13 protein-coding genes are annotated in these 14,054 nt (G+C 45.5%); 9 read left to right on the forward strand and 4 right to left on the reverse strand.

Going from position 1 to position 14,054, the window contains the following annotated elements; all coding sequences use genetic code 11:
• Positions 1-39 precede the first annotated feature (39 nt).
• From MHI48_RS04580 to MHI48_RS04590, 3 genes are all read left to right on the forward strand, one after another.
• On the forward strand, positions 40-516 hold the full coding sequence (locus MHI48_RS04580; protein WP_076329498.1) for a GyrI-like domain-containing protein: 477 nt from the start codon (positions 40-42) through the stop codon (positions 514-516).
• 208 nt (positions 517-724) lie between these two features.
• Positions 725-1,174 carry an SMI1/KNR4 family protein gene (locus MHI48_RS04585; protein WP_036605971.1) on the forward strand — a complete coding sequence of 150 codons (450 nt, stop codon included), beginning with the start codon at positions 725-727 and terminating at the stop codon, positions 1,172-1,174.
• Positions 1,171-1,611, forward strand: a complete 441-nt coding sequence (locus tag MHI48_RS04590) for a hypothetical protein (protein ID WP_076329497.1) — start codon at positions 1,171-1,173, stop codon at positions 1,609-1,611. The genes MHI48_RS04585 and MHI48_RS04590 overlap by 4 nt, the downstream gene beginning before the upstream one ends.
• A 101-nt stretch (positions 1,612-1,712) precedes the next feature.
• Here the strand turns inward: MHI48_RS04590 and MHI48_RS04595 are convergent, their stop codons facing one another.
• Positions 1,713-2,117: a CBS domain-containing protein gene (locus tag MHI48_RS04595; RefSeq protein WP_047840578.1), complete on the reverse strand. Its 405-nt coding sequence runs from the start codon at positions 2,115-2,117 to the stop codon at positions 1,713-1,715.
• 177 nt (positions 2,118-2,294) lie between these two features.
• Between MHI48_RS04595 and MHI48_RS04600 the strand changes: the two genes are divergently transcribed.
• Complete coding sequence (locus MHI48_RS04600) at positions 2,295-4,382, forward strand: penicillin-binding transpeptidase domain-containing protein (protein WP_076329496.1); 2,088 nt, start codon at positions 2,295-2,297, stop codon at positions 4,380-4,382.
• 110 nt (positions 4,383-4,492) lie between these two features.
• Here the strand turns inward: MHI48_RS04600 and MHI48_RS04605 are convergent, their stop codons facing one another.
• On the reverse strand, positions 4,493-5,248 hold the full coding sequence (locus tag MHI48_RS04605) for a class I SAM-dependent methyltransferase (protein ID WP_076329495.1): 756 nt from the start codon (positions 5,246-5,248) through the stop codon (positions 4,493-4,495).
• A 277-nt stretch (positions 5,249-5,525) separates the two neighbouring features.
• Between MHI48_RS04605 and MHI48_RS04610 the strand changes: the two genes are divergently transcribed.
• The 5 genes from MHI48_RS04610 (at position 5,526) to MHI48_RS04630 (ending at position 10,540) form a co-directional block, all read left to right on the forward strand.
• Positions 5,526-5,942 (forward strand): VOC family protein, encoded by a 417-nt coding sequence (locus MHI48_RS04610; protein WP_036606080.1) that lies wholly within the window; start codon positions 5,526-5,528, stop codon positions 5,940-5,942.
• A gap of 286 nt (positions 5,943-6,228) precedes the next feature.
• Positions 6,229-7,404: an FxLYD domain-containing protein gene (locus MHI48_RS04615; RefSeq protein WP_179086589.1), complete on the forward strand. Its 1,176-nt coding sequence runs from the start codon at positions 6,229-6,231 to the stop codon at positions 7,402-7,404.
• A 14-nt stretch (positions 7,405-7,418) separates the two neighbouring features.
• Positions 7,419-8,567 carry a S1C family serine protease gene (locus tag MHI48_RS04620; protein ID WP_405143187.1) on the forward strand — a complete coding sequence of 383 codons (1,149 nt, stop codon included), beginning with the start codon at positions 7,419-7,421 and terminating at the stop codon, positions 8,565-8,567.
• 120 nt (positions 8,568-8,687) lie between these two features.
• The gene (locus tag MHI48_RS04625; RefSeq protein ID WP_076329588.1) at positions 8,688-9,287 is read left to right on the forward strand and encodes a TetR/AcrR family transcriptional regulator; all 600 of its coding nucleotides are present in this window, start codon (positions 8,688-8,690) and stop codon (positions 9,285-9,287) included.
• 32 nt (positions 9,288-9,319) lie between these two features.
• A complete protein-coding gene (locus tag MHI48_RS04630; RefSeq protein WP_076329492.1) occupies positions 9,320-10,540 on the forward strand; it encodes an MFS transporter in 1,221 nt (406 codons plus the stop codon).
• A gap of 101 nt (positions 10,541-10,641) precedes the next feature.
• Here MHI48_RS04630 and MHI48_RS04635 read toward each other — a convergent pair whose 3' ends face one another.
• Both MHI48_RS04635 and MHI48_RS04640 read right to left on the reverse strand, forming a co-directional pair.
• Entirely contained in the window at positions 10,642-12,051 is a 1,410-nt protein-coding gene (locus tag MHI48_RS04635) for a glycoside hydrolase family 1 protein (RefSeq protein WP_076329491.1), read from the reverse strand.
• Positions 12,052-12,093: 42 nt separating this feature from the next.
• Positions 12,094-13,992, reverse strand: coding sequence for a beta-glucoside-specific PTS transporter subunit IIABC (locus tag MHI48_RS04640; RefSeq protein WP_076329490.1), 1,899 nt, complete (start codon positions 13,990-13,992; stop codon positions 12,094-12,096).
• Positions 13,993-14,054 lie beyond the last annotated feature (62 nt).

Below are 14,054 nucleotides of genomic sequence, written 5' to 3' on the forward strand. Positions count from 1 at the left end.
AACCGTGCCCCGTATCGCTCTCGGAGAGGAGTCCATCTAATGAATGTGAATGAACATGTGATCGAACAGCAGTCTCTTACCTTTGTGGGAATCAAACGAACGTTCTCTTGTGTGGATGGAGAGAATTTAAGAGAAATCCCAAAGATGTGGCAGGATGCTTTGGCAGACGGCATTGAGGAACGTTTAAACGGGTTCAACAACGGAGCTATTCCCGGTCTGGTGGGCATCTGTGTAGATCAGCGAGAGCTGCATGACAATCAAATGGAGTATTGGATTGCTACCTCTTACTCAGGTGAAGTGCCTGAAGGTTTGGTGTCCATCGAACTTCCTGAGTCCCATTGGGTCGTATTTGAAGCTGATGAACTAGAGCCGGAAGCGATACAACGGTTGTGGCACTATATTATGACAGAGTGGTTTCCTTCCACTTCATATCAGCATGCAGGGATTCCAGAACTTGAAGTGTACAAAGGTGATGGCACACCTCCCCAAGTCTGGATACCTGTAAAATCACTATAAGAGGTTGTTCAAAAAGTCCGCTTTTGATTACGAAGGATGCCTAGAGGCATCATCAGCATTGAATATGGAATTCAGCCGAAATGTCCGTTGCTCACGTAGTTTCCCTACGCTCCGCTACTCCATTTCTAGCTTCATCCCATCTTCTCGGTACTGAAAACCAATCTTTTTGAACAGGTATTATGAGCAAAATTGAATTAGGAGGTCTGCGATGTTATCCAATAAAGTGATTGATCATTGCCAGGAGCAAGGCTGGTGGCATGAAGATGTTCCAGCAGCCTACGAAGAAGCATTGCGGAAGCTTGGAATTGATCTTCAATCGGATTTTGCACAATTTTATTTACATGCAGAGGATGGACCAACTTTCTACAGCAGGCATCAGGAGTTGTATCAGATCTGCTGGTTTATGGAGAACACCGTATATATGGAAGACATGGATGTAGCACAGCTTACACTGGGACTTCCCGAGGCGTATATTCCACTGGACAGTTTTGAAGGTGAAGGTGGATTTTTCTACAACCGTCAGACGGGAGAAGTGGTACTGGTGGAACTGGGTGAATCGATTGAACGGTTTCTTAATGGCGAGAGTGAGCCGCAGTGGGCTGATTTCAATGCTTTTCTGGAGTGGTATTTCGTTCTGGAGGAGGAGACGGTGCAATGAAAGATCTGACACCGGAACATGCCGAACTGGAGCGACAAATTGTAGAAACGGTAGAAGCCGGTAATGTGCTGGATGAGACGCAACAACATGAACAAGCACTTATCTATTATGATCAGGCTTGGAGCATGTTGCCCGAGCCGAAGATGGAATGGGAGATTGCAAGCTGGATTGCATCCTGTCATGCGAATGCACATATCGATCTGAAGCAGTATGGACTGGCGAAGCCGTGGGCTGAGATATCGTTAAGTACGCGGAGTTCGGATAGAAGTACAAGTCCGTTGATCGATCTCGGTATGATCTGCATGAGACTTGAACAGCATGACGAGGCGTATTCGTATTTGCATCAGGCGTATGAGTTCGGCAGAGAGCGTGCATTTCAGGGAAGCCCGAGGGACGTGTTGAGTTATTACATTGAAGAGCGGGCTAAGCGCAAGTAGAGTGATTCCGACCAGACCATGAAACAAAAAGAGTACCCCGGTTTGGCCAAAATATGACCACAGGAGTACCCTTTCGATTATTACGGGATGTTTGGCTTCATCTAATCCGAAATGTTACGCGTATAGTATTCAATAATATCCTTACGACGGATAATACCGAGGAAGACACGATCGACATCCACCACGGGCACAAAATTTTGGTCTGCTGCAAGTGTCAGCATATCCTCCATTTCAGCCTCAATGAATACACATTCATTATATACCCGATTGTTAATCTCATGGACCTGAACCTGATCCATCGTATCAAAAGTCAATCCGGGTGTATTTCGCATTTTCCATAACAAATCGCCTTCGGACAGGGTAGCAACATATTTTCCATCCTGGTCAATCACGGGAATGGCGGTGTAGTGTTGCGATTCCAATTGCTCAATAGCATCTTTCATGGAAGCGGTAGACTTGATATAGGCCACTTCGGCTTTGGGGAGTAAAAAATAGCTGATTTCCATCATCGGGCTCCTTTTCAGCCTTTTGCATAGCAAAAAAGCTTTAGTATGTAATCTCACTCTCCTTATTTAAACATATTATGTGAGCTTTCGGCTATTTTTAATGATAAATTCGTCAGATTTGTTTCATTGTTTAAATGGCTCTGGAAATCTATAGTGTATATTAGAGGTGATGTAACCATGAAATCCAAACGTAAATTAATGTACGGACTGCTGCCCATCTTGTTTGCAGGTGGAATCGGAATGTATCTATACATGCAGAATAACAAAGAAGCAGAGGCTAAGCCCCAGACTACCGTGAATCAGTACATAGAGCATCTGCAAAAAAAAGAATTTGACCAGTTGTACACCTTGATGACACCTGCTTCGCTGCAAGAGTCGGGCATGAACAAGGAACAATTTGTTGAGAAATACAATGCGATCTATTCGGGTATGGAAGTATCCACCGTCAAGGCGGAGGTTAAACCTGTGGAGGTTGCCGAAACGACTTCCGATGGCAGTAAGACCGATGCAGAGAAACAAAACCCGGATACGTATGAGGTGGATTACAACCTGCAACTGACAACTTTTTTGGGTGAAGTCAGTGAGACGCATACATTAAAACTGGTCCGGCAGGAGCTTGAGGACGGGGGCAAAAACTGGAAAATTAACTGGCAGCCTTCACTGATCCTGAATGACATGGTTAAGGGCAGTAAGGTACGAGTGAGGACACTGTTCCCGGATCGTGGAGACATTGTGGATCGTGATGGTTTGCCGCTCGCTACCAAGGGTACGATGAATGAATGGGGCATTGTACCTGAGAAACTTGGTGATAACCCGGACCAGATGATTGCCCGAATCGCGAGCCATTATCAGGTTTCGGAAGATGCCATTCAGAAGGCGCTTGCGCAGACATGGGTGAAGCCGGAGTATTTTGTCCCGATTGGTTCAACGGAGGAGTTTGACGTACCAGAATCTTTAAGCGGGGTTACGATGCAAAGCAAGGAAATCCGCTATTATCCACTCGGCAATGCGGCTGCACACCTGATTGGATACGTGCGCAAAGCCACCAAGGAAGATCTGGATAAGGATACGGAAGGATATTATCGCGCAGAAGATTGGATTGGCAAAGCGGGTTTGGAGCAGTCCATGGAGAAGCAGCTGCGTGGTGAACGTGGTGGTCTGATTGAAATCACAGATGAATCCGGTAACTCCCGTTCTGAGCTTATTCGTAAGGATGCTGTAGATGGACAGAATGTTCAACTGACGATTAGCTCCAAACAACAAAAGAAATTGTATCAGACATTATCCAGTGGTGGAGATGCCGGTGCAATGGTTCTGATGGATCCGACGGACGGCAACCTGTTGGCGTTGGTCAGTGCGCCTTCCTATAACCCGAACAAAATGGTTACAGGACTTACTCAGGTAGAGTGGGATGCTTATTCGGCGAATGAGAAGCTTCCTTTTATCAACAGAGTCACTACCCGGTATGCACCAGGATCAACTTTCAAAGCGATTACAGCCGCAGCGGGACTGCTGGAGAAGGTGACTACAGCGGACAAAACCCATGATATCTCTGGCTTGCAATGGCGCAAAGACGATAGCTGGGGCGGTTATTATGTTAAGCGTGTGAAGAGTTTATCCCCGGTTAACATGGTCGATGCTCTGGTGTATTCGGACAATATTTACTTTGCGATGGAAGCGATCGAGATGGGTAGCGCCAAGTTTATTGATGGGATCCAGAAGTTTGGTTTTGGCGATAACTTTGGACTGGATGAACTGTATCTGAAGCCAAGCCAATATGCCAACGAAGCACATCTGGATCTGTCTTCCGAGGTGTTGCTCGCTGATACGTCCTACGGGCAAGGGGAGATGTTGATGTCCCCGATTCATCTGGCATCGTCATTTACACCTTTTATTAATGAAGGGAAACTGGTGAAACCTGTTCTGATCGAGGGAAAAGAAAGCACTGAGCCTGAGGTAATTATTACTCCGGAAGCCGCAAATACGGTTAAGGATGCTTTGGGAGAAGTTGTTTCCCGGCAGGGAGGTACGGCCCACACCTTGAATTCAATACCTGGAGGGCTCGCGGGCAAGACGGGAACAGCGGAACTGAAAGCAAAAAAGGGAGAGAAGGGTCAGGAAAACGGATTTTTCGTAGTGTTTGATACTGATTCTCCGAGCTTTCTGTTATCCGCTGTAATTGAAGAGGTGAACGGCCGAGGTGGAAGCCACTATGTCGTGGATAAATTAAAGCCTTTTTTGGAAAAGTTGGAGATTACGCAGTAACTCCGATTTAATATAGCCTCGAAAGCATAATATAAAGACCCGGTCACCATGTTATGGTTCTCACATGTGACCGGGTCTTTATTGTTTCATTTTATTCAATATGGAATCATTTATTTCCGAGCAGTAATCATGAAGCGTGCCGAGTTGGTACGAATGCCCTTCTCGTCGTGATGTTCTTTCACAAACTGCTGGAATCGCTCGAAGTCAGTGTCTACCTTTCCGAAATCAGGAATGATGGGTGCATGGGTTAGGAGAAACATGAAATCTTCGGGTGTAGCGTAATGCTCCACCACATTATATTCACGGGCCTGAATGTCACGGAAACCTGCTATTTGAAGTTCATGCTTGTATCGTTCCATCAATGTGCCAGGTTGAATGCCAAAACTTTGGCCACGGCCAAAAGCTACTGAAAGGTTGGATTTATCATGTTCGCTGACCTGCTGGGTTAGAAATATCCCACCCTGAGCAAGAACTCTAAATACTTCTGAAGCAGAGAACCTAGAGTGTCTGGAAGATACCACATTAAAGAAGTAATCTGGAAAATGCAGTTTTTCTGCGTCCATATGAAGAAAGCGTACATTGGAATGACCGTCCGTAGCCTGAAGATTATGCTGTGCGGTCTCAATCATTCCTTGAGCGAGATCAATTCCCACCAGTAATAAGGCATCTTCCGCAATGGACAGAATAGCTTCTCCACCACCTGTTCCAATATCCAGCAACAGATCGGACGATCGCGTATGGCGAACAACTTCCTCATAGAAGTTCCATCCGATGTTCTCCGAGACAACGTTCATGGAGCTGAAGTTCCAGCCATTCGTCCGGCCTACGCGTTCATAAAAGTCATCGTAATCTATTTTGTTTTTCATTTTCATATTCCTCCAATGTGATTTGTTTGAACAGGACAAAAGAGTTATGCCAAATCGTTCTAATGTAAATGGTCGAATAGGATCAAATGGACAGACGTGTCCCTTGATAGCTGGTACGCGTTTTGACCCAGCCCGACGACTACTTACTTCGAACAATACGGAGCAACATCCGTGTCACCTCACAAGTTGGAATGTCTCCATTATATTCAATTGACAGCGTATTCGCGAGGTGTTATTTTGAGGTGGAATGTATTCTATGAGTTCGAGGTGATCGATGGTGGCTATTCGTGCTAAGCAGATCTTTGTCAATTTACCTGTTCAAGATTTGAAGAAATCCGTTGAGTTTTTTACTAAGGTGGGATTTGAGTTTGACGCCAATTTTACGGACGAGTCTGCTACTTGTATGATCATCGGGGATAATATTTATGCCATGCTTCTGGTGGAGGAACGTTTCCAATCCTTCATTTCAAAAAAAATCTCCAATGCCGCCGATACAACCGAAGTCATTGTTGCCCTGTCTGTAGATAGCCGTGAGCAGGTAGATGTGATTGTACAAGCTGCCCTCGATGCAGGAGGGAAGCCATCCAACGAACCACAGGATCACGGATTTATGTACGGATGGAGTTTTCAGGATCTGGATGATCACCTGTGGGAAGTTTCCTATATGGATCTCAGCGCTTTTCCTTCGGAGTAATAAAATGAAAATAACTAGAGCCTTCCTAGATTAATAGGAAGGTTTTTTTGCATCCAGTATGACTCGTTTAAACATGATATCTACAGAACATATGGTGTAATATTCCTTTTTGCTATATGATAATTATCGATTCATGTTGGTGTTTTTTAGCAATTGATGCGATAGGCGAACCCCGGGAAAGCGAAGTATACATATGTTCTTAAGTGGAGGGATCAGGGTGTATTGTCATGTATGTGGGACCAAAAACAGTCCGGCGGATAACACGTGCAGAAAGTGTAGAACCAAATTGAAAGAAACAAGCTCTACAGAGGAACAGATCTGGGCAGAAACAGCCATTGACTTGGATAAAGGAACGCAAAAAGCAATTGATTCGTTGTCCCGTCAGCAGCAACCAGCTTCCAAACAGGGAAATACGGGTCAAGGCCTTGCATTTAGCTGGATTATTCCCATACTTCTGGCAGTAGTTGTGGGAGCTTTGCTAACGTATTATTACAAGCAGGAAACAGGTATAAATGCAGAGGTTAAATCACTGCACCAACAGGCGGAACGGGCTGCACTAGAGGGGAAATATAAAGAGGCTCTCCAACTGCTGGACAGCGCTCTAACGAAACGACCGAACTATGATGCACTTATACAGGATCGGCAAATTACGGCGAAGGCGTTCAACTTGATGAATCAGTTGGATGAGGCGTCCACAAGTCTGAAGACAGGAAGGCTGTCCGCAGGAGACAAGACCATTCAGGCTGTAGCCAAAGCGTTGATGGAGCGGGAAGAACCTGTTTTTGCCAAAGTGCGTGCCGCATTCAACAACAGAAAGGTAACGCTGGCCGTATTGAAGGTGAAAAAGGAAATCGACAGTTTGACAACAATTGAGGCACTAGCCGAGAAGTTGGAAACCATATCAGACTTGAAAGGCAAGGAAGCTGAGACAGTAGAGAAGCAAATTGTCGACAAGCTCGCAAGCATAAGTTATAAAGAGGCGGAACAGCAAGTAAAGCAAAAGAATTTCACAATTGCGTTACAAACGGTCGACCAGGGATTGTCCTATGCGCCGGAAAATGAAAAACTGACTTCGTATCGTGAACGGGTGCTCACTGAGAAAAAGGCATTTGAAAAAGCGGAAGCGGATCGGATTCAACTGGCGGAGCAACAGGCTGCAGAAGAAGATCTGATGAATCGAACGGCGGCAGTAAGTGTCGTGAACGTTGATGCGACGCTTGATATGTACGGGGATCTTTATATTAGCGGTTCATTGATCAATAATGCAACTCGTCCGATCTCTTCCATTACAGTGTTGATTGATATTTATAATATAGACGGTATATATCTGGGCCAAACTTATGCAGATGTGTATCCAAGCTGGCTGGATGTGGGGGAAGAAGGTTTCTTTGAAACCTATTATTATGGTGTGTACGAGGAAGCGGAAATCTCTGTTGTGAATGCAACGTGGTATCTCGAATAGGAGGACAGGTTGGAATGACCAAACGAACATGGAGTATGATCATATCCAGTGCTATTATCATTGGTGCTGGAGCAGGAGGCGTGTTCTGGATACACCAGCATTCAGCAGATCAGTTGCAGGATGGGCCCAGACTGGCAGTTGTTGCCGCGAAGGAAACGGAAAATGCGGCAGCGACGACTGCCTCCAAGCAACCTGTGAAGAAGACACGCAAACAGATTATAGAAGAAAGCCAGAAGAAAGTTGTAACGATCGAGAGTAGCAGCGGATTGGGCTCCGGTTTTCTCTACAATGATCAGGGAGATGTCGTGACCAATGCGCATGTGGTGGAGGGGGCGAATGAAGTAACTATTCGGACCTTGAACCATGAGGAATATAAGGGGACGGTTATTGGTATTGGGGATGAAACAGACGTAGCTGTAGTCAGGGTTCCTGATTTGAAAAAAGTTAAGCCGTTAATCATCGCCAAATCCAAAGCTGAGACCGGAGACGAGATTCTGGCATTGGGTAGTCCACTTGGGCTAGAGAACACCGTAACGACCGGAATCATCAGTGGATTGGGGCGTAGCTTTGAAATAGCGCCTTACATCTATAGTAACCTCTATCAGATCTCGGCACCAATAACCCATGGCAACAGTGGTGGACCACTCATTAGTGCGGAGACTGGTGAAGTGATCGGCATTAATTCGGCGGTCGTGGAGCAGGAGGGGGGAATAGGATTCAGCATCCCTATGACTAGTGTGCTCAAGCAGGTGCAGGCGTGGTCCAAAAATCCTTCTGGCACAACGTCGGTGCGGACGGTTGGAGATACTCACCTGGGTTCAGCCACTAAGACATTGCAAGCAGAAGGAATAGTAACGGACTTTTATACAAGCCTTAATCTGAGTGATTATGTCACCGCTTATGCACTGCTCGGAAGCGAGTGGCAGAGTGCTACAACATATGCCAAGTTCAGAGAAGGATATCTGAATACAAGTGAGGTGACCATCAGTGAGGTATCCTCGGTCAACAAAGGCGATGACGAGATGGAAGTGAAGGCAATGATTACAGCAAATGAACGCAAAGATGGGGAATATATACTATCGCAATATCGGGTCGAGTATCAGTTAGGTTATGAGAATGGTCAACTGAAAATATTGCATGGTAAAGGTAAAAAAGTGAAATGATTGTGGAGGGAGAGTGGGCATGCGTGCCAATTCTCCTTTTTCATTGCTTATATCGGGTGCATCTGTTAAAATACAGAACGAATGTTCAGTATGCATGGGACGGAGTGAAATGGAATGAATATGAATAAAAAGCAACTTCAAACCGAGCAGACCAAGAAAAAACTTGCGGATGCTTCCAAAGCCCTTTTTGTACAAAAAGGTTATAAAGCAACGTCCATTGAGGATATTGTAGCTGCGACGGGCAGCAGCAAAGGCAATATATATTACCATTTTAAAAGTAAGGAAGGCCTGTTCCTCTATCTAATCGATGAGTGGGACCGGGAGTGGGAAGAGAGCTGGGCGGCTAAAGAACATCTCTATCGCACCTCCACGGAGAAGGTTTATGGTTTGGCGGAACAATTAGTTCTGGATGATATGAATCACCCGCTGACGAAGGCAGCTGATGAGTTCTTCACAGGGGAAAAGAAAGAAAATGATATTGAGGAGCGAATCTCCTTAATGTTTGAGCGGCATATTCAATTTAATAAACAAATGATAGAGCAAGGCATTGAGAGCGGTGAGTTCAAAGCAGGCAATGTAGATAATCTCGCACTGATATTGGAAAGTACCATTATTGGCCTTAGTCAGATGTCACGGGGGATGGAGCCTGATCAGGCTCTTGCGTTATACCGCCAGGCTGCCAGTGTATTCTTACATGGGATTGCAAAAGATAAAGCTTAAGCAACATTTTGACAACTACGGAGGATGGAATCATGGCATTACTAACACGGAACAGGGGCGCACTGCTGCTGTTAATGTTTAATATTTTTCTCGTTTTTACGGGTATTGGTCTGGTTGTACCGATCATGCCTGCGTATATGGATCTACTGCATATCACCGGATTCACGGTTGGATTGCTGGTAGCGGCCTTTTCCTTCACCCAGTTTCTGTTCTCCCCGCTTGCGGGTCGTTGGTCGGATACATGGGGACGTAAAAAAATTATCGTTGGTGGAATGCTGATCTTTGCCGTATCCGAGTTTATGTTTGGTGCGGTCAATGCACCAGTCTTGCTCTTCGCAGCCCGGATGCTTGGTGGTATTGGTGCGGCGATGATCTTCCCGGCGGTTATGGCTTACACCGCAGATATTACAACAGAGGAAGAACGCGGCAAAGGTATGGGATTGATTAATGCAGCGATTACAACCGGATTTATCATCGGTCCGGGAATTGGTGGATACATTGCGGACTTTGGCATTCGAATTCCATTCTACGCCGCTGGGGTTGCCGGTTTGCTGGCATCCATCATTACATTGATTATTTTGCCGGAATCCACGCGAAGCACAGGAGAGCAAACTAAACCTGTAGCTGGCGCAGAGAAGTTCAAAGCTCCGGGTATGGTATCCCAATTGCTGAATTCATACCGTGAACCGTACTTTTTCAGTTTGATTATTGTATTTGTTATGGCATTTGGTCTGGCGAACTATGAGACGGTATTTTCACTATTTGTGGATCACAAGTTTGGCTTCACGACCAAAGACATTGCATTTATTATTACATTTGGTTCCATCGCAGGTGCGGTTGTGCAAGTATCCCTGATCGGTTGGTTGCTCAATCGATTTGGTGAAAAGATGGTCATTTCAGTCTGTCTGTTATTTGTAGCCGTATTTGTACTGTTGACCTTGTTTGTAAGTACGTACTGGATGATTCTCGTCGTAACGTTTATCGTCTTTCTGGGTATGGATATTTTACGTCCGGCGATCAGTACACAGATGTCCAAACTGGCACAAGAACAACAGGGCTTTGTGGCCGGACTGAACTCGGCGTATACCAGTTTGGGGAATATCGCAGGTCCAATCGTAGCTGGAGCGCTGTTCGATGTGAATATTAACTATCCTTATGTTTCGGCAGCTGCCGTTCTGGCGATCTGTTTCCTGTTATCCCTACGAGTACTCAGAGGGGCCAAAGCGGTAAAACAACCGAAGGCTGAAATGTAATTTTATAATTGGAAAAGAAAGCTTCCATATCAATGCATCAACACCAAAAAAGTCGAGTACACATGTTTCATGTGCAGTCGACTTTTTTATTAGTGCGTGTATTAACGAATTTCTCCATTCGTTTCAATCAGTTTTTGATACCAGTGGAAACTCTGTTTGCGGATACGTCTCAATTCCTTGATATCGAATTCCTCACGATCCACATAGATGAATCCATAACGTTTGCTCGACCCTTGATGTGTGCTGACCAGATCGATCGCAGACCAAGGGCAGAAGCCAAATACATCCACGCCGTCCGTAATCGCCAGTTGAATCTGTTCGATATGTTTATTGAAGAATTCAATACGATATGGATCGTTAACCACGTCGCCTTCCTCCAGTTTATCAAAGGCACCCAGACCATTTTCCGTAACAATCAATGGCAGGTGATAACGGGAGTAGATCTGGCGCAGGGTAGAGCGGAAGCCCACGGGATCAATTTCCCAGCCAAACTCCGTTTTTTGCAGATTGGGATTCACAGATCCTCTATATGCGCCCGGTTCACCTACGATTTCATGCTGGTCTCCTGTATGGGAGAAGTCATTGCCATCGTTCAGACTTTCACCAACCGTCTGGGAAGTGTAGTAGTTGAACGCAATAAAGTCAGGGTTTCCTTGAGCTAGGATATCCATATCTCCGTCTTCAATGACAGGCGTATATCCTTTCTCTTCGAGATAACTCCAGGCAATATGATTATAACGTCCATATACCGCCATATCGAGATAGAGCCAGTTACGAATGGCAGCATAGTTATCAGCCGCGAGTGTGTCTTCCGGTTTGGAGCTCGCCGGGTAAATTACACCGATATTAGGAGCTGGGCCAATCTTGGCTTCAGGCAGCATATCATGACACAGGACCATAGCTTTAGCTTGAGCAACCAGCATGTGGTGATTTTGCTGATACAGTGTTTTTTGCGGATCAACAAGTGTTGTATCCAGTGTACCCAGAGAGCCAGGATGCAGGATTAGCATATTTTGTTCGTTGATGGTCAGCCAATATTTAACCCGATCTCCGTAGTTCTCATAAAGGGTCTTGGCATATTGTTCAAAAGCATCAATCGTTGCACGGTTGGACCAGCCACCTTTTTCCTCAAGCGCATAAGGAAGATCGAAGTGATACATCGTCACTATGGGTTCAATACCGTATTTAATTAACTCATTAATGAGGGAATCGTAAAAGGCGAGGCCCTTCGGATTCACTTCACCTGCTCCTTGCGGATAGATGCGTGTCCATGCGATCGAGAAACGGTAGGCTTTGAAGCCCATTTCAGCCAGCAACGCCACATCTTCTTTGTACATATGATAGTGATCACTGGTTACCTTGAAGTCGGTTACACCTTCCACATGATTCCCCATGTCGATGACAGAAGGGCCTTTACCATCTTCATTCCAGGCTCCCTCAATCTGATAGGCAGAGGTTGAACCTCCCCAGAAAAAATCTTTAGGAAATGGTTTCAGTTGAGTATGTTTCATAGTTAGTTCCTCCTAAATTGAATTCGTATAATATAAGTTGGGTCAGACTACGAGAGTCAGCAGGACATCATTTTTCTGTACCTGTTCCTGAGTTGTTTCGAATACATCCACTTCCTGCTGCGTTAGGGTCACAATGACAGGGGTTACGGTTTCGTATCCGGCTTCCTTGATCTTATCGATGTCAAACTGGATCAACAGATCGCCCTGTCTGACGATATCACCTTCCTGAACAACTGGAGAGAAGTGTTTTCCCTTTAGCGCTACTGTATTGATGCCGATATGAATCAGGATTTCCGTTCCTGCGTTGGTTGTTAATCCAATGGCATGTCCAGTTGGGAAGAGGGAAGTTACAACGCCATCTACGGGAGCGACAACTTCGCCAATCTCAGGGACAATCGCCAAACCTTTGCCCATAGCACCAGTCGAAAAGGCTGGGTCGTTAATGGTATTCAGTGCTACGGCTTTACCTGTAAGTGGGCTATAAATTTGTTCTTTCTTGATCTCCGTTGTTTTGGTCTCAGGTACGACAGGAAGCTCTACCGGCGTACTTTCAGCCGATGTGCTGGAGACAGAATTATTTTTCTCGGAATCTGTATCTTTGCTTTTGCTTTCATAACCAAACATCACCGTTAATACTGCTGCTACCGCAAAGGAGCAGGCAATCGCAATCACGTAGACAACCGTTGGTGTATAGACAGGAATGGCAAATATATTGTGGAACACATAAGCAGTCATTTTAACACCAAAGTGACCATTGATGGCACCGCCGATCGCACCTGCGATAACCACGATAGGAATCACACGTTTATAACGCAGGATCAGACCGTATACAATTGGTTCAGTGACTCCTGCAAGTAAACCTGTAAGGCTGGTTGAGCCAGCAAGAGTGCGCAGGGTTTTGTTCTTTTTGGCTTTCAGGAAAATACCGAAGGCTACACCGATTTGTGCAAATACAGCTGCAGCAGCCATGGCTTCAATCGGATCGCCGCCAACCCCGATATTCTGTATCGTGATTGGAGTGAAGCCCCAGTGGAGTCCGAACACAACCATGAAGGTCATGAATCCACCCAGTACAACCCCTGATAATATACCGCTGACCCCAATGAGCCAAGTTACGCCGGAGGAGATCCAGTCACCTACCGTGGTACCGAATGGTCCAAAGGCCATTGCGGACAGCGGAACCATAATCATCAAAGCAATCATTGGTACAAGGAACAATTGCAGGTCTTTCAAAATGATTTTCTTGAGTAATTTATCGAGAACAGCGTAGATACTAATCGATATGAAGATTGGGAATACGCTGGCTGAATAATTCATCATCACAACCGGTATACCCAGGAACGATACATCTGAGCCCTTATCCATCAGCCCGGTGAAGCTCGGTTCCATCAGAGCGGCACCAATTACGCCAGCTACATAAGGATTGGCTTTCAGCTTCATACCCAGTGTGATGCCAAGGAAGATAGGCAAGAAATAAAATACAGCGTTGCCGGCAGCAGATAAAATCAGGTATGTGTCACTTGTATCCGACATCCATCCGAGCATGGTCAGGACAGTCAGCAAAGCTTTTAGCATACCTGATCCTGCCATAGCCGGGATTAACGGTGAGAAACTTCCGGATATAATTTCAAAAACTTTGGATAATAGCGAGGTTTTTTCCCCTGTAGACTCAGCCGATGAGGAGGAATCTCCTCCAAAATCCCGGTTTTTCATAATCTCCGCATATACATGAGCCACGTTACTACCGATGACAACCTGGAACTGGCCGCCGCTTTCAACAACGGTAATAATACCATCGTGTTTTTCCAGCGTTTCGCGTTCGGCCTTTTTCGAATCTTTCAGGTTGAATCTCAGCCGGGTCGCACAGTGGACAAGACCATTGATATTGGCTTCTCCGCCGACGAGACGAACGATGTCATCCCCCATTTTTTTATGATCCATGTTCATTCTCCTTTGTTGTTAAGATTGCCTGAAAACAAAAAAATACCTAAACAAATGGCTAT

It is taken from the genome of Paenibacillus sp. FSL H7-0942, from assembly GCF_045040715.1.
Taxonomy (GTDB): Bacteria; Bacillota; Bacilli; order Paenibacillales; family Paenibacillaceae; genus Paenibacillus; species Paenibacillus amylolyticus.

What these genes read in the sequence shown, in the direction of transcription:
- MHI48_RS04580 (WP_076329498.1), top strand. Translation starts at nt 40, where the DNA reads ATGAATGTGAATGAACATGTGATCGAACAGCAGTCTCTTACCTTTGTG.
- MHI48_RS04585 (WP_036605971.1), top strand. Translation starts at nt 725, where the DNA reads ATGTTATCCAATAAAGTGATTGATCATTGCCAGGAGCAAGGCTGGTGG.
- MHI48_RS04590 (WP_076329497.1), top strand. Translation starts at nt 1,171, where the DNA reads ATGAAAGATCTGACACCGGAACATGCCGAACTGGAGCGACAAATTGTA.
- MHI48_RS04595 (WP_047840578.1), bottom strand. Translation starts at nt 2,117, where the DNA reads ATGGAAATCAGCTATTTTTTACTCCCCAAAGCCGAAGTGGCCTATATC.
- MHI48_RS04600 (WP_076329496.1), top strand. Translation starts at nt 2,295, where the DNA reads ATGAAATCCAAACGTAAATTAATGTACGGACTGCTGCCCATCTTGTTT.
- MHI48_RS04605 (WP_076329495.1), bottom strand. Translation starts at nt 5,248, where the DNA reads ATGAAAAACAAAATAGATTACGATGACTTTTATGAACGCGTAGGCCGG.
- MHI48_RS04620 (WP_405143187.1), top strand. Translation starts at nt 7,419, where the DNA reads ATGACCAAACGAACATGGAGTATGATCATATCCAGTGCTATTATCATT.
- MHI48_RS04625 (WP_076329588.1), top strand. Translation starts at nt 8,688, where the DNA reads ATGAATAAAAAGCAACTTCAAACCGAGCAGACCAAGAAAAAACTTGCG.
- MHI48_RS04630 (WP_076329492.1), top strand. Translation starts at nt 9,320, where the DNA reads ATGGCATTACTAACACGGAACAGGGGCGCACTGCTGCTGTTAATGTTT.
- MHI48_RS04635 (WP_076329491.1), bottom strand. Translation starts at nt 12,051, where the DNA reads ATGAAACATACTCAACTGAAACCATTTCCTAAAGATTTTTTCTGGGGA.
- MHI48_RS04640 (WP_076329490.1), bottom strand. Translation starts at nt 13,992, where the DNA reads ATGGATCATAAAAAAATGGGGGATGACATCGTTCGTCTCGTCGGCGGA.